Below are 18603 nucleotides of genomic sequence, written 5' to 3'. Positions count from 1 at the left end.
TGTAAAGTTTGTTGGCAAAAGTGTGTAATGAAGTCTAGCGTACTTTTAGGGTTTCTTAACCTCTATCGTGAGTATTGGTACATTGAATTTTACAAACTCCAATGAAAGAAATTCTCTATATTGAAGTTCCCACGCCAGAAACGCCTTCTGTTATAACCTGGCTTCAGCAAGAATTGACATTGAATTTGGTAGAAAAGATTCCGGCTCCGACTGGAATTTGGTTGCGCTTCCCTGCTACTACCGATCTCACTCCCACCATTTCTGAATCTGAGCCCCGATCGGGGGAATTGGCGATCGCCGTCTGGTCACTCCAGCGCACCACCTACCTGAAAGTGTTTCGGTGGGCGGACAAGCCTTTGCCGGGAGAACAGGCGATTTTGCAAGCCCTGACTCGGCAGATTCGCGAACGGTTTCCCAATCGGTATCCTGCACCCCCGGCGATCGATCTCTCACAACAAGGCATTTTTGCCGCCCTAGCAGATCACTATCCCTTAACGGTCAAATACTTTCAAAATATCCCCAACGGGGAATATGACCTGACCCGTGTGTATTGGTGGGAGCAACGCTGGCGGGAAAGTGTGCAGCGACCACAACAACCGAAACAGGTGGTGTTTAAGCAACCAGCGGTAGATGCGGCAACTGAAGCGCCGCAATATGACTTGATCTATGTGGGTGGGGCACTGGGCGTGATTCATGCGGCGGCGATGGCTCAGCTAGGGTATCGGGTATTGCTGCTAGAACGCTTACCGTTTGGCAGAATGAATCGGGAATGGAATATCTCCCGCATGGAGTTCCAGAGTTTGATTGACCTGGGGTTATTTACTCCGGCGGAATTTGAACAGGTGATTGCTCGGGAATATATTGATGGCTTTAACAAGTTTTTTGATGCCAACAATCCCCCCCAAGCCCAAGCACCAGTTCTGCATACCCCAACGGTTTTAAACATTGCCTTAGATGCCGAGAAATTGCTCCGCGTCTGTGGGGAAAAGTTACGGCGGGCAGGGGGTGAAATTTGGGATGAAACTGAGTTTATCCGGGTTGATGTCAGCCCCAATCAGGTGGTTGTGCAAGCACAACATTTGCCGACCCAGGACGATCGCAGCGCCACTGGGCGACTGTTAGTTGATGCGATGGGTACGGCTTCTCCGATCGCGTGGCAGTTAAACGGGGGACGGGCATTTGATAGTGTGTGTCCCACGGTAGGAGCAGTGATTTCCAGGGGATTTGAGCCGGGGGTGTGGGATTCCCAGTATGGGGATGTGTTGAACAGTCACGGAGATATTTCGCGGGGTCGCCAGCTGATTTGGGAACTGTTTCCCGCCGAACATGATGAACTGACGATTTACCTGTTCCACTACCATCAAGTGCATCCCGATAATCCCGGTTCCTTGCTGGAAATGTACGAGGACTTTTTCACCATCCTGCCGGAATATCGGCGCTGTGACATGGATCAGTTGGTGTGGAAAAAAGCCACCTTCGGTTACATTCCGGGACACTTCACGGCGAGTGGTCGCGATCGTCAGGTGGCGTTCGATCGATTAATGGCGATCGGGGATGCCGCTTCTTTACAATCCCCCTTGATCTTTACTGGCTTTGGTTCCTTAGTGCGGAATTTGCCCCGCTTAGTACATTTATTAGATGTGGCACTGAAGCATGATCTGCTGACGGTTCAGCATTTAAATCAAATTCGTGCCTATCAAAGTAATATTGCGGTTACCTGGCTATTCTCGAAGGGCATGATGGTGCCAACGGGACGATCGCTGGCTCCTGAACGGGTGAACTCCATGCTCAACACCTTTTTTGGCGTGTTAGCCGCCGAGTCGAATCAGGTAGCTGAAACCTTCATCAAAGATCGGATCGATTGGGTAACCTTCAATCGTATGGCGTTAGTCGCCGCCTGGAAAAATCCGATGTTGCTAGTCTGGATCTGGGAATTGGCAGGTGTGGGTGACTTCGTTCGGTGGTTGGGCAGTTATGCCTCGTTTACCTTCCAGGCATTTATTAGTGCCTTAATTGGCAGTTGGTTTCCGGGATGGGTACGGCAAATTCGCCCCTGGCTGGAACCCCGCTTTCCAGCGCTGTGGTTCTGGCTCCTGGCTCAAAGTTATGCGTATACAGATGGGGTAGGCAAACCACAACCGACCTCCGCGACAGGCATCCGCTTAAAACCGATCGCTACTCCGGAAATTGGCTAATCGCCAGCTATTCCGCGACCTAGTTCTTGGGAGCTTGTAACTCATCCCGTGCCATCTTTGCTCCCAGAAACAACCCGATCGTAAGAGTGCCAAAGAATATGGATAGCCAATTAATCGCCTCTAAGGGGTTAAAATAGGGCTTCTGTTCCGCAATCAGAGTCTGAGCAGGATGGTCTGGATCGTACCAAACCGTAACGGCTTGCCCCTTCCAGTAGGGAGAGCGGAAACTTGACCCACCACCCCGTCTACGCGGTGAGCCATAAACGGTAACGCAGGTGCTGTTCACCTCATAGGGCTTGCCAGTGCGATCGCTAAAGCGAATGACAGCACAATACATCCTCGATCTGGGGCTGCGATGGCTTCTGGGCTGCTCAGAGGTGGTATGGCGCACAACTACGGCGGGAGCAGAGATCCAATCCCAGTAAGATAGCTGACTAACTGAAGTCCACAGGCTGATCACCACAACGAAGAGAGTGATCAATGCCATTAGCCCACCTGTACCCGCGAAGCTAACCATGATTAGGGCGAGGAGCGGTTTGCGAATGGGGTCTGGTAGCTGGGATGGTTGGGTCATGAGGTGGGTCGTGTGGTTTGCTTACCCCTGTTGCAGTTCTGCCCAGCGTTTCTGGAGGTCGGGAATAGTAAACACGGATTGAAATGGCACCCCAGCCTGTTGATAAAATTCCGCTCCGCCTTGCTGGCGATCGACCAGGGCAACCACCCCATTGACTTGATAGCCCGCCTCTCGCAGACGATCGACGGCTTTCATCGCAGATTGTCCGGTGGTGACGACATCTTCTAATACCGTGACGGCACTGCCTTCCGGTAAACTCGGACCTTCAATATAGGCGCGAGTCCCGTGACCTTTGGTTTCCTTGCGGACAATCAGGGCGGTTAAAGGGCGGTTTTCCAATGCCCCAGCGATACTCACCGCCGTGACGATCGGGTCGGCTCCTAACGTCAGTCCAGCCACAGCCTGGGTTTCGGGTGGGATGTAGGGTAATAAAATCCGTCCAACGGCTAATCCGCCCCAGGGATGTAATGTTACTTGTTTGCCATTGATGTAATAGGTAGCCTTCTGACCAGAAGACAGGACAAAATCACCTTCTTGATAGGCAACCTGGCAAAATAAATCTAAAAGTTGTTGACGAAGTGCTGCTAAGTCCATAGTCGGAATTGCGGGTAAGGACTCCGTTAATGATTGACAAATATTCGTCATAGATTTGGAAGAATCTCAGTAGAATTGAGTCAGACTAAGTATTACGTTGGGGCAGACTTATAGAGGTTGATTTTACAGGAGCCAACCGCTTCTCTCCTCCTGATCTTAGTCTTAAAAACGGACAGATACCGCTCAAAAATTGAGGAGTATGTTCATGTCATTCAAGTCTGATTTCTGCCGGATTGTCAGTCGGAGCGCGATCGCTGGTCTGACCGTTATGACTGTTTCCAGTGCGATCACGCCATCGGCAAACGCTCAAGATACCATTCGGTTTTCGCCCGTGACGCGGCTGCAAACGATTCCGGAGCGATTTGATGAAGTCTATTTCCGGCGGGATCCAGATTATTTTGCCAATCGCAGTCTGATCCGACAACTGATATTTTTGACCGGTCCCTTTCCGGAAACCGAAATTGCCAGTGATGCTCAAGGGATTTCCAATTTGTACTATGAAACGATGAGCCGCCAACTGAATAATTTCCCGATTGTGCGGACTCCCGACTTACCCAATCCCTTTAATGAAAGTGTGCTGACGTTACCCAGACTGGTGAATAACCCACCGTTGTTAGTGGAGCAACCTCCCTTCGTGTCGCCACCGATCGTCGCACCGCCGGTTGTTCGACCCCAACCTCAAACCCCTGTACCGGCATTGTGGTAATTCAAAATCCAGGGTGCAGGAGTTGAACCTGCCTGGGGCGAATTATGAGTTCGCTGCCTCAACCGCTCGGCCAACCCTGGTCTGAACCAATTGTAGCCTGATTTGTCAAGTCGGCTAAAGGGGATCGAATCGGTTCTAGAACATGCATTAACCTGGTCTGGGGACATACTGTAATGTATGTCCCTGTTCTATTGGTGATCCAGTTGCGCCGATCACATTTACAATTCTTTTCTGTACGGATTGCTCAAGATCCGGATCGAAACTGGGTGGAACAAGCTAGTGTAGTTACCAATCGGAACCCACTGATCGATCGCTGGCACTTAAAAGACCTATGAAACTGAACTCGACTGTTGCTCTCACGTTAGTGCTTTTAACCGCAATGCTGGCTGCTGGCTTGGTGAGCGCTGCCTTTGGGCTAACCCTGGGGCGAGAGGCCTTGAAGGGCATTACCCAACCTGATACCCGACCGACGAATAATTTGGCAAACCGCAAAGGGAAACCCGCCCGCCAAAGTGATCTAGTGATCCTGCGGGAGGAAGATATTCTCAAGAGTGTTAAGGCTCATGTGGATGGCGGGGCAGCCAAGGCAGCAGACTCTACACCAACGGCGGCTAACAAGGCGGATAATGCGGCGGTACGATCGCGCTTCCCAATCGTGGCTCAGGATCAAGGAGTGACGTTAGAAATTAAATCAACCCAGCAGGAAGATAGCTTTTTGGTCTTAAATGTGACGCTGCGCAACAACGGCAATCAAGCCGTCCAGTTTCTTTATAGCGATTTGGAAGTGACGGATGATCGGGGACAAATCTTAAATGCGAAGACGGAAGGATTGCCGGGAGAATTACCCTCCAAGAGCCAGACATTTTCTGGTACGATTCGAGTTCCCTCCGAATTGCTGGAAAAAGTGGAAAAAATTTCCTTGGCACTGACCGACTATCCTGATCAACAGTTAAAACTCAAAGCACCCGATGTTCCTATCGTCAAATAAAGGATGTGTGGTGGTGTGCCAGTTCAACCGATGGTTCGCTAAGACTGGAGTCGATGGTCACGGCATGACTCGTTCTGGGGCTAAGTGAGGCACAGGTGATCCAAGCTGCTACGTCTTTCACTGGGTCAGACATCGCCCTCCGGTTATTATCGGTGTTTCTGTTGATTGCCATTAATGCCTTCTTTGTGGCAGCCGAATTTTCGATCGTATCCGTCCGGCGATCGCGGATTAATCAGTTGGTAGGGGCAGGAGATGTGCAAGCGAAAACGGTGCAAGATCTCCAAAGCAGCATTGACCGCTTGTTATCCACAACTCAATTAGGCATTACCCTTTCCAGTCTGGCATTAGGCTGGATTGGTGAAAGTGCGATGGCGGTTTTAGTGGCCAATTGGTTAATTCATCTACCGCTACCATTGTCCTATCGTCAGGCGGTGGCGCATTCCCTGGCATTGCCGATGACCTTTTTTACGATCGCCTACCTGCAAATTGTTTTGGGAGAACTCTGTCCCAAGTCCGTGGCATTGTTGTATTCCGAACAATTAGCTCGGTTTTTAGGTGCCTCTAGTTTAGCGATCGCCCGAATTTTCAACCCCTTTATCTGGATTCTGAATCAATCTACTCGGTTGCTGCTGCGGCTGGTGGGGATTCAATATACTGGGCAGGGTTGGTATAACCAGGTGACATCGGAAGAACTGCAATTAATTATTTCGACTTCGACCGAATCGAGTGGTTTGGAGGCGGACAAGCGAGAACTGCTACGGAACGTGTTTGAATTTGGCGATGTTAGCACCGAGGAAGTCATGGTGCCTCGGACGAATATTGCAGCCGTACCGAATAATGCGACGCTGCGAGATTTGCTAGAGGAAGTGGCGAGTTCTGGACATTCTCGCTATCCCGTGATTGGGGAATCCCTGGATGATGTGCGCGGCATTATTCACTTTAAGGAAGTGGCAGAACCCTTAGCCCAGGTGGGAGTATCACTAGAGCAGACGATCGCCGCCTGGATTCGTCCGGCGCGGTTTGTCCCAGAATATATGCCTCTGAGTGAACTATTGCCATTAATGCAGCGATCGCGGCAACCGATGGTGATGGTGGTGGATGAATTTGGTGGTACGGCTGGTCTGGTGACGATCGAAGATTTGGTCGCCGAAATTTTGGGTGATACTCTGGAACCAGCCAGTGAAGAAGAACCAGAGATTGTGATTTTGGGGGATCAAACCTTTCGGGTGCAGGCACAGATGAATCTAGATGAACTGAACGATACTTTGAATCTGGATCTGCCCCTGACGGACGATTACCAGACATTGGCAGGATTTTTGCTATACCAATTTCAACGGATTCCGCAACCGGGGGAAGTCCTCTGCTTCCAGGATTATGAATTTACGATCATTTCAATGGAAGGACCCCGCTTACATCAAATCCAACTCCGCCGCCTGGAACCTTTGACAGATACCGGAGATAGGGATGCGATCGAAACGTGGCAAATTGAAGAAGTCAGCGATCGATTGGGAGAAGAACCGGAATAGGAACAATCCCATTCTCACCCCTGAGTTTAATTCCTGACCCCAGGCTGAGATCCCCAACCCCTCGATCGATGCCATTGAATTTGCTCAAGGCTCGACACAGCCTGTTGGACATCTTGCCATCAAGAAAATGATTGCTTTACCGGAAAGAGTGGCATACCTTTACACTTTGGCTATCTAGCCGGTCTCAGTCCGCTCTAGCCGGGTTGTTAAACCGCGACTATGCCATGCTTCTGCTCCCAGTATCTTAAAATTGTAGAATAAACGTTCCTAAGCATAATTCCTATGACTGTTTTAATTCCTGACGACATTCTCCGCGCCATAAGAATGACGGAAGATGAACTAAAACTAGAAATCGCTATTATGCTCTACAAGCAAGAAAAGATCAGTAGTGGCAAAGCTCGTGCTTGGATTGGACTGACGGTAATTGAGTTTCAGCACGAACTTGCTAAGCGAGGGCTTTGCATCAACTATGATGTGGAGGATTTTCAAGCAGATGTTAAGACTTTGCAGTCGATGAAACTCTTGTGATCGTTGTTAGTGATACATCACCGATTACGAATCTGGCAGCTATTGGAGAGTTAGATCTGCTACAAGGATTGTACACCTGCATCGTGATTCCAGCAGCCGTTTACGATGAAATGGTCAATGTCGGCAAACCTGTTCCTGGGGCTATGGAGGTGCAAACTTTACCCTGGATTGAAACTCAAACAGTTACAGATCAACAACAAGTATTCACAATTCAGAAAAGCCAGGAAAACATTGACTTTGGCGAAGCTGAAGCGATCTCCTTAGCACTAGAACTCAAAGCTGATCTACTGTTAATGGATGAACGTCGAGGGCGTATCGTAGCAACAAGTTATGGTTTGTAAGTGACTGGATTATTAGGTGTGCTTATACAAGCTAAACAGCACAATTTAATCCAATCTGTTAAACTACTGATAGATCAATTGATTGAACAAGCTGATTTTCGCGTTAGTAATCGGTTGTATGACACAATCGGGCACCTCGAAAAATCGAAAAAAGGATGTCTCATTCTGAGATCAGAGAGATAAGATAGCAGCAGTCAGGCCATCCAAGGACAGCAATGGGACAACAAGGGTTCTGGGATTTAGAACAGCGCCAGCAAGAATTAGCCGCCAAGAAAAGCACTTTAGAAGATTTAGACCGGTTAATTCCGTGGGAATCGTTTCGGGCACAACTTGCCGTGATCCATGACAAACCGCGCAAAAGCAACGCTGGACGCAAGCCTATGGATGTGATTTTGATGTTTAAGCTGTTAGTGTTACAGCAGTTGTACAACATCAGTGACGAAGCGTTGGAATATCAAGTCAAAGACCGACTCTCGTTCATGCGATTTTTGGGGTTAGGAATTGAAGATTCGGTGCCGGATGCGACCACAGTGTGGTTATTTCGTCAGCAGTTGCAAGCGCATCAATTAGTAGAGCCGTTGTTTGAGTCCTTTGGAGAATACTTAAGCGCGCAAGGCTATCAAGCCCAAGGGGGGCAAATTATTGATGCGACCTTGATCCCGGTGCCAAAACAGCACTTTGACCAGGATGAAAAAGCCCATCTGGAGGCTGGAAAAAGGCCACCCCAATGGCAAGAGAATCCGCATCAGGGGGCACAAAAAGATGGCGATGCGACCTGGACGAAGAAAAACGGCAAGAGTTACTTCGGCTATAAGGATCACCTGAGTATTGATGCCAACCATGGCTTTATTCGTCGCTATGCCGTGACCGATGCCGCCGTGCACGATAGTCAAGCCTTCACGGCAGTGCTCGATGCTGACAATGAAGGCGATGAGGTGTGGGCGGACAGTGCCTATCGTTCCGTCGCCCTCGAAGGGTTGCTCGTGGTCTTAACCTTCATCAGTCACATCCATGAACGCGCCTATCGCAATCGCCCCTTAAGCGAGGAACAAAAAGCCGCCAACCGAGAGCGCTCTCAAACCCGGGCCAAGGTCGAGCATGTCTTTGGGGCTTGGGTGATGCAAATGGGTGGCAAACTGGTACGCTCGATTGGACTGGAGCGGGCTAAGGTGCAGTTAGGGTTGAAGAATTTGACTTACAACTTCCTGCGTTTGGTCTTCTGGCAAACACGCCCGGTTGAAGCTGACGGATAGATCTATCCAACATCCGGCATGGCAGCAAGTGGAGCGGAGAATCCACAGCAGATTTGACGGCATAGAGGACTGATAATCGACTTTGAGACTGGAATGAGACTTGAAATTTGTAAAACCTCAATTAATCGAGGTTCCCAATCCTAAAAATTGCAAATGAGTGATTGCTACTGATGTTAGAGGGCGTTTGAAAAGTTGTTAATCAGTAAAGAAGCTCACTCGGTACTGTATGTTTTGCTCTGTCCTCAACGAATGGGAATAGTGATGATGAAGGTTGCTCCCTGGTGGGGCTGGGAAATGCACTGCAAGGTTCCATGATGGCGCTCTGTTACGATCTGGTAGCTAATCGCCAAACCCATCCCAGTGCCTTTGCCAATGGTTTTGGTTGTAAAAAATGGATCAAATAACTGCGATCGCACTTCGGGTGAGATGCCGATGCCATTATCGGTGATGGAAATGCTGACGTGTTTGGGGTTGTGACTGAAGCGGGTGGAAATCTGAATCTCAGGCTGAGCAGACAGAGTGCCACGCCCCAGACGCTCCTCGATCGCATCAATGGCATTCACCAAAAGATTCATGAAAACCTGGTTCAATTGCCCTGCATAGCATTGCACCAGGGGCAACTGACCATAGTCTTTGGATATGACAATTTCAGCTCGATCAGGCTGGGATCTCAGTCGATGTTCCAAAATTGTCAACGTACTCTCAAGCCCCTCGTGCAGATCAACCTCCTTGTGTTCTGCCTCATCCTTGCGGGCAAACGTGCGTAACGAGAGCACAATTTGCTTGATCCGCTCTGCTCCCAATTGCATTGAATTCAGCAGTTTGGGTAAATCTCGCTTCAAAAAATCAAACTCGATCGCCTCCAACGTGGCTTGTACAGCCGGGATAGGCTGCGGAGTATGAATTTCGTACTGGTGAATCAGTTCTAATAAGTCCTGAATGTACTGTCGGGCGGGGGTGAGATTGCCATAGATAAAACTGATTGGGTTGTTAATTTCATGGGCAACACCGGCTACAAGCTGCCCCAGGGATGACATTTTTTCGCTCTGAATCATCCAGGATTGCGTTTGATTTAGTTCTCTCAGGGTATCTTCCAGTTCTTGGGCTTTGTGGCGCAATTGGGCTTCTACACCTTGCCGCTCCTGAATTTGCTCCTTCAATTGCGCGATCGCTACTTGTAATTCCTGGGTGCGCTGCTCAACTTGAATTTCTAGAGAATTCTTGGCTTGTTTCAACGCGGCTTCATTCAGATGCCGTTCAATGGCAATCCGCGCCAAATAAGTCGCCTTGATCAACAATTCGCGATCGTGGGGGACAGGCTTGTAGGGGAAAGGATGATACATCGCAAAGGTAGCCAGGACTTGCCCATCGCAAGAGAGAATCGGCGTTGACCAGCAGGCACGTAACCCGTAACTCAAAGCCAACTCTCGAAATGCTGCCCATAAGGGATCAAGGCTGATGTCTTCGACGATTACCGATGCCACATGATAAGCCGCCGTACCGCAAGAACCAACCTCTGGACCAATTTCAACTCCATCAATTAAATGGTTATACTCGATCGGCAAACTAGGAGCTGCCCCATGTCGTAACCGTTGTCCATCTTGATCGACGAGCAAAAATGAACAGTAGGTCGGTTCTAAGGTTTGAGACTCAATTAAACGAGCCAGAGTATCCAAAATTGTGGGTAATGGTTTTCCTTGAGCAATTAGCTCTAGGACATGATTCTGTCCCTCCATCAGCGCGATCACAGATGCAGAATTTGCGGTTGAAAGTAAAGATGGAGGAGCGAGATGGCTACCGACAAGGGTATTCGTTTGAGCTACGTCGAGAGAGGTCATGCTGGCTTGTAACTACTGACATGTCTGGCTATGAGTGCTAATGTAGCCTGCAATTGTGAAAACTTTGTGGCAGCATCAAAACCTCACTAAAAGTTCAAGAAGCTGTCAAATGCCAGCTCCATTTTTGAGACATGGCAACTATATGACGGGTTGATAGAATCATAAATTGGATATCAACAATTAAGGCATGATGCACTCAGCGCTCAACGCCGACAACGGTCATCATAGAATCGATCACGATCGCATCACCACCAAAAAGCTGGAAGCGGGGAAGAAGATCAGACCCTAGAGTGGTTCGGCGCTCAGGACGTTTTCATCGCCTCATCGATCGTTACTTGAGAGCAGGAGTGTTGGTCGAGGGCACGATTGAAGCAACGGATTGGGGGACACCGCAAGAGTTGCCCTTATCATGGCAGAACGATTCAAGCGGTTGTTCGTTAGTCGTAAAGGCTATTGGCGCTTGTCAAAGACGTTAGCAACGCCTACGGGAATGACGAATGAGTGGTTAGAACAACAGGGATTGCGATCGATTAAACAACTTTGGATGAAAATTCAAGGATACGTTTAAGTCATCAGCGCTGTTTGCGCGTCTTCATGAACCGCCTGTTGCGGATCCGCATGGCAGGTGGTGTGGGAGGGGAGAGTTAAATGCTCTCCTCGACCCGATTAGGCTGTCTCGCCGCCTGCTGATTGTGGCATTGCTTCGATCAATGCTCTTAGCACTTTGTTAACTGATTCAGGCGTTGTAAAAACCTGAGCCACATCCTCATCTAAAACTACAACCGTTAACTTTTGCGTCTTATCATTAACGGCAAATCGATTGGGCTTCGCCTTCTCGTAATCAAAACGATACTCTGGTGAAAGCTCGTCTTCAGAACTTTGTGTGTGATCAGAGGGCATTTTGCTCATAATCCTCACGCTCCTGGCGAGTAGCTAGACGTGCACTAATGATACGGACGTTACCAGATCGCTCAGTAAAAGCAATTAACAGCAAACGATTCTGTCGAGAGTGACCAATGATGATTTCTCTCTGTTCATTTACGGAATGAGCCTTATCATCAAAGATTGCCGCCAAAGGATTATCGAATACGGATTTGGCTTCTTCAAAGCTGACACCGTGTTTCTTCAGATTACTAGCGGCTTTTGACTGATCCCACTCAAACTCCATATTCAGATTATAGCTAAACCCTTATCAATGCCTATTTCAGTCCCTGCCATCCGTTTAGATACTGTTCAAAACTAATGTCATCGTCGCGATCGCCTCCAACTTTTTGATAATCCCACATCTCCTCACCCATCTCATGCTCAAGTCGAACATCTATATGGTAAGAGGTATGGTCTGCGAGGAATTTCCATAACACTTGGTTAAGCTGTTCCCTCTTCCAATGTGGGGGACGATTAGCATCCCCAATATGGAAATGGGATAGTTGACCACTCATGTTCCACACAGCTTTGCCTAACCAGAGCGTTCGCTTGCAAGTATGACAGTTTAGATAGCTATAAATACGCAATCTTACTTCATCCAAAACTTGTTGCAAACAGAACTTACTCAGTAGAAATTGCAGCCTAACGGTGAAGTTGTGCGGCGGCAGATAACCTTGAACACCCACCAATAGCTTCTGTACCGTCCGCACCAACGCAGTGTGTACGCCCAGTCATGTGGATTGTCAAGCTGAAAGTAAAAACAATTAATCTATCGCAAATAAAACTGAGCCGCCCTTGGAGGTGTGGCATTCGCAATCGGAGCCTAATTCCGGTAATTTTGTTTGAGTTGTTTAGCAGTCAAAAATCTAATGTCCGCCACCACCTCCTCAACAAACCACTCACTCAACATTAGGACCTTCTCAACAACCAGTCATTCGTAGTCATCATCGTAATGATGCTACACGTTCCTCATCCGTTATCAAAGGTGCTGCGCCGCAAACAGCATGACGTGATCAGGGGACTGCTCACCGGGCATTCAACGTGGTCACAGCAGGGAATTTCGTTGATTCCATTCCTAATGTTGTTTTTAATCATTTCAAGATTGTCATTGCTCATCAAGACTATGTTCTTTAAGCTGCTTCACCTTCAAGACCAAAATATCCTACTTTGTATTCAACTTCTGCTTGAAAAGCGGCTCGAATTCGTCCAATGAGTTTTCGGGCAATTGCCACAATCGCCCGCTTTTTCCCAATTCGTGGGTGGAGGCGGTCAAAGCACGCTCGTAATGCCGTGTCTTTGTCGATTGCTCGCCAAGCAATTTCAACCAGGATGCCTCTCAATCGGCTGTTCCCTTGCCGACTAATCCCTCCTTTGCGGATGTTTTCACCACTGGAATGCTCACTTGGAGTCAACCCTGTGTAGGAAAACAACTGCCGTTCATTCCTGAATTGAGACATATTGCCCAATTCGTTTGACAAAATCCGAGCCGAAAGAGGACCAACGCCAGGAGCGGACCGATAGGTGTTTTCATTTGGGTCGGATTTTGCTTGCTGCTTCAACTCCGCAACTAGCTTGCTAATCTCCTCATCCAGCTTTTTCCAAATGCTCCAGTAAGCTTCAATTGCCAGGATGAACTCTTGGGCTGAGACATTGGGAAGTAGTTTTTCAACCAATCGGTGAGTCATCGGACGGTTCTCATCATTGTCAATGAGACCGAGTTGGTGAAATTTCATGCGAATCTTATTTTTCACAGCGGTGCGATCTTCAACCAGTTGTTGTCGAGTTCGAGTCAGCATTCGCTGTTGTTCTTGTGCTTCACTGGGAATTCGAATTCCTCTTAATCGCCTAGCTTCCAAAAGTGTCGAGAGCTTTTGGGCATCGCGTTTATCGGTTTTCACCCGGTCATTGACAGCAACTTCGATTCCAGCAGCATGAATCACAAGGTTATGAATTCCGTGGCTGGTCAACACGCGATGTAGAACAAACCCTGAAAACCCAGCTTCATAAGCCGTATGAATGTTTGCCCCAACAAAGAACTTCAGCAGTTGCTCAGCAAGTCCTTGAGGAGCAGCAGCCGTTGTCCATTTCTTGACCACTTCTCCGTCCATCCGCGCTACAACGGCATAAGTTTTCTTGTGTACGTCAATTCCAATAAAGACTTCTTTTCCAACGTAGGAGATCGCAGGGATCACTTTCTTCATTTGGAAACTCCTTTTTAGAATTAGAACTGTCAACCCTATCCAGTTCTTGTTTAGCGTACTGCAATCCAGCATAGGGACAGCATGGGCATGAATCAATGGGGTGAAAGTCCCCTGTAGGAGAACCAACGTCCAAATGATCAACTCGACGATCCGAGCGACGACAACTACTAGCTTAAGGCAAGGGCAAACCTGCGAGGGAATGTCTGGAGGAAGCCAGCGGCAAAGCTGCAAGCTGACGGACAAAAACGTCATAGAAGGCCGAGACCCCCAGGATAAGTTGGCACAACACAACGAAATCCTTTGGTTCACGGGGCAAGGGTTGATGGCGCAGTTGTGCAGTGAAGGTTCATGGTCTTATCTGGGGAGATCTGCCCAAATGGCGGTCTAAGGGCTATGGGAGTCTGATTGAGGGCCATCTCGAAAGGGATGGACAACCCACAGAACCCTACGGTCATCCAGGCAGCGCGTCCGGTAGAAATGCTAGACGTGATTGGGCAGAAGTCGTGCCGTGGCCATAGTAGTCAAACGCTTACCGTAATGGGTGAGACAAGGCGAAGGGTTGAACTTCAAAGAGCGGGGAGGAGCCGCAAAGCTCGGCGAGGCGATGAACCCGGATGGGGGAGCCATCAGTCGGCGCTTAACTGCATAGCCAGCCCTGGACATGAATTCTTCGGATTGAACTGTCTAAACCTCTTTGAGGAAACGCCCCTTGCGGACCCGCATGAGGGGTGTTGTGGGGACGGGGAGGGAAAACCTCCCTGTTACCCGATTAGGTGTCATCTTCACCCAGGAACTCCTTGGTTTGCTTTGGATACTTCCGAGCAAGCCACTTTAAAAGCTCAATTTGGTCACTGCCTTTAGCTCGTCTAACCTGTGCTAAAAGTTTCAGGTTTGATGGTCTTTCCAACGTTAAATTTGAAGCGCCTTCATTACACACAGAGCAAATTGCACGGAGATTGGATGGATCGTCAGTTCCTCCTTGGGACTTGTCCACTATATGTCCGATATGTAACCGAGTTTTTCTTGTGAGATCGTAGGGATGTGGTTCTCCAGCTACAGCCCCACACATCTGGCACGTAAATCCATTCCTATCAAGAACATAGGCACGAGTCTCCTTGGAGATTGCTCTTTCAAAAGCAGGTATTGGTTTAGGATCCTCAAGGATATACTGTCCAGGTCTGAGATCGCCCCTGTCGTTATGGGTTTGAATTTGATACCCTTCCTCAGACCGTAGTTCTCTCACTCGTCTTGCCCATTCTGTAATGTCTCTGGCTACCTCTCTAAGTTCATCAGAATCCATAACTCTTCCGATGTTGTTAAGGAAGTGTTCTCTCAGCTTTGCCCTTGCACCTTTCTTTGTTGGCATAAGTCATTTTTTTAACTAGCAATTGCAAATATCTTTTTGGTGGTCAAACAATTAAAGATTTCTTGTGCGACAGCCTGGGCTACAGGCGGTGGAAAAGCATTCCCTACTTGGCGATATGCTGGAGTCTTTTTACCAGTGAAATGCCAATCAGCGGGAAAACCCTGAATTTTAGCAACCATTTCAACCGTCAATTTGGGCATCCCTACGAAATCTTTGCTAGGCGGTTCGTTGGCTATTCCCATGCCATCCACACCTAAACTTGCCCAAGCCCGCTTAGCACGAGTAGGACCTAAATCAGGCCCACCGTGCTTCTTAGAGCCTCCAACGATGGTAGGAGCAATATCATCAGCTTGCTGTTTCCACCTATCAACGCCTTTCCATCCTCTTGATGCCATTTGCTCGTATAAAAGCTCCCCAACTGTTGGTGGATTTTGGCTATAAGATTTAGGCCATGAGAAACTTCCCGCTAAATCTTGTTGTATAGCTACTATCACAACACGAGGTCTTAGTTGCGACACACCAAAATCGGAGGCATTCAACAACCTCCAATCAGTTATATATCCCAACTTCTCAAGCTGCCGCTTTAAGTTACCTCGATAGTCTTCAAAAACAGCATCCAAAAATCCTCGAACATTTTCCAGCATGACAGCACGAGGTCTGCATTCATCCACTAACCGGAGTGCTTCGGGAAAAAGATCTCGATCATCCTCTTGGCCTAACTGCTTACCTGCTTTTGAAAATGGTGGACAAGGTACGCCACCTGCTAGCAAATCAATATCTACAAAAGATTTACCCTGAAAACCTCTCAGGTCACCTTCTATAACATTCCATTGAGGTCGATTAAACCTGAGAGTATTACAACAAGCGCTGTCAATCTCAACTAGTGCTTGAGGCTCAAACCCGCTCTGCTCCAGGCCTAAAGCTTGACCACCAGCACCAGCACAGATTTCTAAGCATGTCACTTGAGCCATTGAAGTTCTCTCGACTACTCCACAGGTTGTAGTACAAGTTTACAGGAAGAGGGCTTGGACAGATGGGTAGTAAGCTACGGACACCTAACTATTAATAGACGGAATTTTTCTGCCTAAGATCCCAATTTGGGGTGGATAGGCAGAATAATTCAGCATAACATCCGAAATCTACTACTTATGCCGATTATTTCCGTATAATACGCTGCTCCAGCTGCATAGCAAGAATTTTTCCGCATAATTTCAGATTACTTACGGATGTGAACGGATGTACTATTGAATACACAGTACATCTGCTTACTTTTATGCAGCCACCTCCTAAGAAATTGCTGGATCAGGTGCGTGATACCATTCGTCTCAAGCACTATGCTTACCGCACTGAAGAAACCTATGTGCAATGGATTCGCCGCTATATCCTGTTTCACAATAAGCGCCATCCCAGGGAGATGGGTAACGCTGAAATTGAAGCATTCCTCACCCATCTAGCCGTCGAGGGGCAGGTTTCCGCTTCAACTCAAAATCAAGCTCTTAGCGCCCTGCTGTTTCTTTATCGGGACGTGCTCAAGCTGGAAATGTTGGGCATTGATGCCGTTCGAGCGAAACGACCTCAGTATGTGCCAACGGTGTTGACCAAACAGGAAGCAATTGCGGTTATTCAACAGTGTGATGGTATTTATCAACTGGTTGTGAAACTACTTTATGGGAGTGGGCTTCGCTTGATTGAAGGGTTGCGATTGCGAGTGAAGGATGTTGACTTTGCTCACCAGCAAATCGTGGTCAGAGATGGTAAAGGAAGCAAGAGCCGTGTGACCATGTTGCCATCCAGTGTTGCAGCAGAATTGCAAGATCATTTAGTCGGAGTACAACGGCAACACCAACGGGACTTGAGCCGGGGGTTTGGCATGGTGAATTTGCCCTTCGCACTTGAGCGTAAATATCCAAATGCCAATCGGGAATGGATTTGGCAGTATGTGTTTCCATCCGGTTCAATTACCAAAGATCCCCGCAGTGGACTCATGTGCCGACATCACTTACATGAAAGTGGAGTCCAAAAAGCAGTTAAACAAGCCGTGAGGGCTGTCAGGCTCACCAAGCGGGTTGGTTGTCACACTTTCCGGCACAGCTTTGCAACCCATTTGTTAGAGCGTGGATATGACATCCGCACGATTCAGGAACTGCTTGGGCATAAAGATGTTAAGACAACAATGATTTACACTCATGTCTTGAATCGAGGGGGGCATGGAGTACAAAGTCCACTGGATGCATAAACATCATGACCATTGGTGAGCGCGAATCGCAGAGAATGCGATAGGGTTTTGCTAGAAAGCGTCAGGAAGACACCGATCGCAACGAACACCAGACCACTGGCAATCCCAAACAAGCTCCGATAGCCGATCGCATCGGCGACAAAGCCAAGACTCGGACCCGCGATCGCCATTCCCAAATCAAAGCCTGCCATACAAAGCCCGAAGATCCGCCCCCGATCATGGCTAGGAGAGCGATCGGCAATTAAGGTGATCATCGTTGGGAGAAAGATTCCGGCTCCGGCTCCTTCGGCGAATCCAGCAATCAAAAAGGCAGGGGCACTATTAGCGAACCACAACAGTAACATCGCTAAGGCATAGAATCCCAGACCTACAGTAATAAACCGTCCCCGTCCATAGCGATCGGAGGCTTTGCCCGTGGGCATCCGAACAATAAAGCTAGAGAGTGCTGCCGCCGTATAGAATAGCCCCACATTTAGGGGAACCTGGCTCTCTTTAATAAATAGGGGCACAAAGGTGCTGAGAGTGCCAAAGGCTAATCCAACCAGCAGCAAGAGCAGGGTCGGGATGCGGAAGGGAGGACTGCTCAGTAGCCGCCAAAATGGTAACGCTGCGATCGCTGGTTCGACCTCGTTGGGATCGGATGGCAACTCGCTCAGTGGCGGTGCTTGGATCTGAGATGTCCCCATCAGCGCTGTCACTCCTAACCCACTAGCGGCTAGAAACAGGGGCACATTACCCGCATATTCCTGTAGAAAGCCGCCCAAAGCCGGACCGATCGCCACCCCGATCGGATTCACCAATGTCATGATGCCAATAATTTCGCCGCGATGTTGCGGGGGAGTCAGGTCTACCACCAGCGCACTATAGGCGGTGGCAAATGCCGCAATACTAATGCCATGAAAAATCCGTACCCCAAACAGCAAAGGAATGGAGTCTGTCATTAAATAACCAAGCGGGGCGATCGTGGCAGCTAATACCCCAATCACTAAAACCAGCTTGCGTCCCCGGTGATCCGCCATGCGTCCGAGTTGGGGTCGGAAGATCAACAGTCCGATCGCAAAGCCGCCCATGACGATGCCAATCTGGTGTTTGGTCGCACCAATCGTTTCTAAATATAGGGAGAGGGTGGGCAGTAGGGTTGCCATACTGGACCAGAACAACAGACCCACCCCAAATAACACCATTAAATGCCGTTTGGGTTCTGGTTGTAGGGTACTGAAAACGCTCAAGGGCTTGCTTCCTCGGGATAGTTGACACCGAGTTCCAGCATAACGAACCGATGGGTGGTGGGGCTTCCTCTGGGTGGGTTAGTGGCTGTCTCTTATACACATCT

General features: G+C 48.7%; 20 protein-coding genes and 1 tRNA gene. 10 read left to right on the top strand and 11 right to left on the bottom strand.

Going from position 1 to position 18603, the window contains the following annotated elements:
* Nucleotides 1–101: 101 nt before the first annotated feature.
* Nucleotides 102–2195: an NAD(P)/FAD-dependent oxidoreductase gene (locus ACN4EK_RS23645; RefSeq protein ID WP_431660771.1), complete on the top strand. Its 2094-nt coding sequence runs from the start codon at nt 102–104 to the stop codon at nt 2193–2195.
* Nucleotides 2196–2214: 19 nt separating this feature from the next.
* Here the strand turns inward: ACN4EK_RS23645 and ACN4EK_RS23640 are convergent, their stop codons facing one another.
* Nucleotides 2215–2769 (bottom strand): DUF3592 domain-containing protein, encoded by a 555-nt coding sequence (locus ACN4EK_RS23640; protein ID WP_431660770.1) that lies wholly within the window; start codon nt 2767–2769, stop codon nt 2215–2217.
* Between the two features lie 21 nt (nt 2770–2790).
* Nucleotides 2791–3414: an orotate phosphoribosyltransferase gene (gene pyrE / locus ACN4EK_RS23635; RefSeq protein ID WP_431660769.1), complete on the bottom strand. Its 624-nt coding sequence runs from the start codon at nt 3412–3414 to the stop codon at nt 2791–2793.
* 154 nt (nt 3415–3568) lie between these two features.
* Between pyrE and ACN4EK_RS23630 the strand changes: the two genes are divergently transcribed.
* On the top strand, nt 3569–4069 hold the full coding sequence (locus ACN4EK_RS23630; protein ID WP_431660768.1) for a hypothetical protein: 501 nt from the start codon (nt 3569–3571) through the stop codon (nt 4067–4069).
* Nucleotides 4070–4076: 7 nt separating this feature from the next.
* Here the strand turns inward: ACN4EK_RS23630 and ACN4EK_RS23625 are convergent.
* Nucleotides 4077–4149 (bottom strand) — tRNA-Ile (locus ACN4EK_RS23625).
* A 251-nt stretch (nt 4150–4400) separates the two neighbouring features.
* On the opposite strand from ACN4EK_RS23625, the gene ACN4EK_RS23620 reads away from it, so the two are divergent.
* From ACN4EK_RS23620 to ACN4EK_RS23595, 6 genes are all read left to right on the top strand, one after another.
* Entirely contained in the window at nt 4401–5057 is a 657-nt protein-coding gene (locus tag ACN4EK_RS23620) for a hypothetical protein (protein WP_431660767.1), read from the top strand.
* Between the two features lie 95 nt (nt 5058–5152).
* Nucleotides 5153–6583, top strand: a complete 1431-nt coding sequence (locus ACN4EK_RS23615) for a hemolysin family protein (RefSeq protein WP_431660766.1) — start codon at nt 5153–5155, stop codon at nt 6581–6583.
* A 282-nt stretch (nt 6584–6865) separates the two neighbouring features.
* Nucleotides 6866–7111 (top strand): UPF0175 family protein, encoded by a 246-nt coding sequence (locus ACN4EK_RS23610; RefSeq protein ID WP_431660765.1) that lies wholly within the window; start codon nt 6866–6868, stop codon nt 7109–7111.
* Nucleotides 7108–7452, top strand: coding sequence for a DUF3368 domain-containing protein (locus tag ACN4EK_RS23605; RefSeq protein WP_431660764.1), 345 nt, complete (start codon nt 7108–7110; stop codon nt 7450–7452). Before ACN4EK_RS23610 ends, ACN4EK_RS23605 begins: the two co-directional genes overlap by 4 nt.
* Nucleotides 7453–7635: a DUF3368 domain-containing protein gene (locus tag ACN4EK_RS23600; protein ID WP_431660763.1), complete on the top strand. Its 183-nt coding sequence runs from the start codon at nt 7453–7455 to the stop codon at nt 7633–7635.
* A 32-nt stretch (nt 7636–7667) separates the two neighbouring features.
* Nucleotides 7668–8705 (top strand): IS5 family transposase, encoded by a 1038-nt coding sequence (locus ACN4EK_RS23595; protein WP_431655305.1) that lies wholly within the window; start codon nt 7668–7670, stop codon nt 8703–8705.
* Nucleotides 8706–8947: 242 nt separating this feature from the next.
* Here the strand turns inward: ACN4EK_RS23595 and ACN4EK_RS23590 are convergent, their stop codons facing one another.
* Complete coding sequence (locus tag ACN4EK_RS23590; protein WP_431660762.1) at nt 8948–10543, bottom strand: ATP-binding protein; 1596 nt, start codon at nt 10541–10543, stop codon at nt 8948–8950.
* A 409-nt stretch (nt 10544–10952) separates the two neighbouring features.
* Here ACN4EK_RS23590 and ACN4EK_RS23585 point away from each other — a divergent pair, with 409 nt between their 5' ends.
* Entirely contained in the window at nt 10953–11111 is a 159-nt protein-coding gene (locus ACN4EK_RS23585) for a hypothetical protein (protein WP_431660761.1), read from the top strand.
* A gap of 98 nt (nt 11112–11209) precedes the next feature.
* Here the strand turns inward: ACN4EK_RS23585 and ACN4EK_RS23580 are convergent, their stop codons facing one another.
* The 6 genes from ACN4EK_RS23580 to ACN4EK_RS23555 all read right to left on the bottom strand — a co-directional run bounded on the left by ACN4EK_RS23580 (nt 11210) and on the right by ACN4EK_RS23555 (nt 16005).
* Complete coding sequence (locus tag ACN4EK_RS23580; RefSeq protein WP_431660760.1) at nt 11210–11452, bottom strand: hypothetical protein; 243 nt, start codon at nt 11450–11452, stop codon at nt 11210–11212.
* The gene (locus tag ACN4EK_RS23575) at nt 11433–11711 is read right to left on the bottom strand and encodes a BrnT family toxin (protein ID WP_431660759.1); all 279 of its coding nucleotides are present in this window, start codon (nt 11709–11711) and stop codon (nt 11433–11435) included. Before ACN4EK_RS23575 ends, ACN4EK_RS23580 begins: the two co-directional genes overlap by 20 nt.
* 31 nt (nt 11712–11742) lie before the next feature.
* On the bottom strand, nt 11743–11982 hold the full coding sequence (locus ACN4EK_RS23570; protein ID WP_431660758.1) for a hypothetical protein: 240 nt from the start codon (nt 11980–11982) through the stop codon (nt 11743–11745).
* A gap of 615 nt (nt 11983–12597) precedes the next feature.
* On the bottom strand, nt 12598–13668 hold the full coding sequence (locus ACN4EK_RS23565; protein ID WP_431656353.1) for an IS110 family RNA-guided transposase: 1071 nt from the start codon (nt 13666–13668) through the stop codon (nt 12598–12600).
* 769 nt (nt 13669–14437) lie between these two features.
* Nucleotides 14438–15034: an HNH endonuclease gene (locus ACN4EK_RS23560; protein ID WP_431660757.1), complete on the bottom strand. Its 597-nt coding sequence runs from the start codon at nt 15032–15034 to the stop codon at nt 14438–14440.
* Between the two features lie 11 nt (nt 15035–15045).
* Nucleotides 15046–16005: a DNA cytosine methyltransferase gene (locus tag ACN4EK_RS23555; RefSeq protein ID WP_431660756.1), complete on the bottom strand. Its 960-nt coding sequence runs from the start codon at nt 16003–16005 to the stop codon at nt 15046–15048.
* Between the two features lie 302 nt (nt 16006–16307).
* Between ACN4EK_RS23555 and ACN4EK_RS23550 the strand changes: the two genes are divergently transcribed.
* Nucleotides 16308–17270 carry an integron integrase gene (locus ACN4EK_RS23550; RefSeq protein WP_431660755.1) on the top strand — a complete coding sequence of 321 codons (963 nt, stop codon included), beginning with the start codon at nt 16308–16310 and terminating at the stop codon, nt 17268–17270.
* Here ACN4EK_RS23550 and ACN4EK_RS23545 read toward each other — a convergent pair.
* Entirely contained in the window at nt 17219–18499 is a 1281-nt protein-coding gene (locus ACN4EK_RS23545) for an MFS transporter (RefSeq protein WP_431660754.1), read from the bottom strand. The genes ACN4EK_RS23550 and ACN4EK_RS23545 overlap by 52 nt on opposite strands.
* Nucleotides 18500–18603: the final 104 nt, after the last annotated feature.

The organism is Pantanalinema rosaneae CENA516, assembly GCF_050753385.1.
GTDB classification, from domain to species: domain Bacteria; phylum Cyanobacteriota; class Cyanobacteriia; order Leptolyngbyales; family Leptolyngbyaceae; genus Pantanalinema; species Pantanalinema rosaneae.
The sequence above is the reverse complement of the archived record's forward strand: the minus strand, read 5'-3'. Positions and strand labels throughout refer to the sequence as shown.

Coding starts and splice junctions, on each gene's coding strand:
- ACN4EK_RS23590 (WP_431660762.1), bottom strand. CDS start 10,543: ATGACCTCTCTCGACGTAGCTCAAACGAATACCCTTGTCGGTAGCCAT.
- ACN4EK_RS23630 (WP_431660768.1), top strand. CDS start 3,569: ATGTCATTCAAGTCTGATTTCTGCCGGATTGTCAGTCGGAGCGCGATC.
- ACN4EK_RS23640 (WP_431660770.1), bottom strand. CDS start 2,769: ATGACCCAACCATCCCAGCTACCAGACCCCATTCGCAAACCGCTCCTC.
- ACN4EK_RS23580 (WP_431660760.1), bottom strand. CDS start 11,452: ATGAGCAAAATGCCCTCTGATCACACACAAAGTTCTGAAGACGAGCTT.
- ACN4EK_RS23585 (WP_431660761.1), top strand. CDS start 10,953: ATGGCAGAACGATTCAAGCGGTTGTTCGTTAGTCGTAAAGGCTATTGG.
- pyrE (WP_431660769.1), bottom strand. CDS start 3,414: ATGACGAATATTTGTCAATCATTAACGGAGTCCTTACCCGCAATTCCG.
- ACN4EK_RS23560 (WP_431660757.1), bottom strand. CDS start 15,034: ATGCCAACAAAGAAAGGTGCAAGGGCAAAGCTGAGAGAACACTTCCTT.
- ACN4EK_RS23645 (WP_431660771.1), top strand. CDS start 102: ATGAAAGAAATTCTCTATATTGAAGTTCCCACGCCAGAAACGCCTTCT.
- ACN4EK_RS23575 (WP_431660759.1), bottom strand. CDS start 11,711: ATGGAGTTTGAGTGGGATCAGTCAAAAGCCGCTAGTAATCTGAAGAAA.
- ACN4EK_RS23550 (WP_431660755.1), top strand. CDS start 16,308: ATGCAGCCACCTCCTAAGAAATTGCTGGATCAGGTGCGTGATACCATT.
- ACN4EK_RS23570 (WP_431660758.1), bottom strand. CDS start 11,982: ATGAGTGGTCAACTATCCCATTTCCATATTGGGGATGCTAATCGTCCC.
- ACN4EK_RS23565 (WP_431656353.1), bottom strand. CDS start 13,668: ATGAAGAAAGTGATCCCTGCGATCTCCTACGTTGGAAAAGAAGTCTTT.
- ACN4EK_RS23610 (WP_431660765.1), top strand. CDS start 6,866: ATGACTGTTTTAATTCCTGACGACATTCTCCGCGCCATAAGAATGACG.
- ACN4EK_RS23620 (WP_431660767.1), top strand. CDS start 4,401: ATGAAACTGAACTCGACTGTTGCTCTCACGTTAGTGCTTTTAACCGCA.
- ACN4EK_RS23555 (WP_431660756.1), bottom strand. CDS start 16,005: ATGGCTCAAGTGACATGCTTAGAAATCTGTGCTGGTGCTGGTGGTCAA.
- ACN4EK_RS23595 (WP_431655305.1), top strand. CDS start 7,668: ATGGGACAACAAGGGTTCTGGGATTTAGAACAGCGCCAGCAAGAATTA.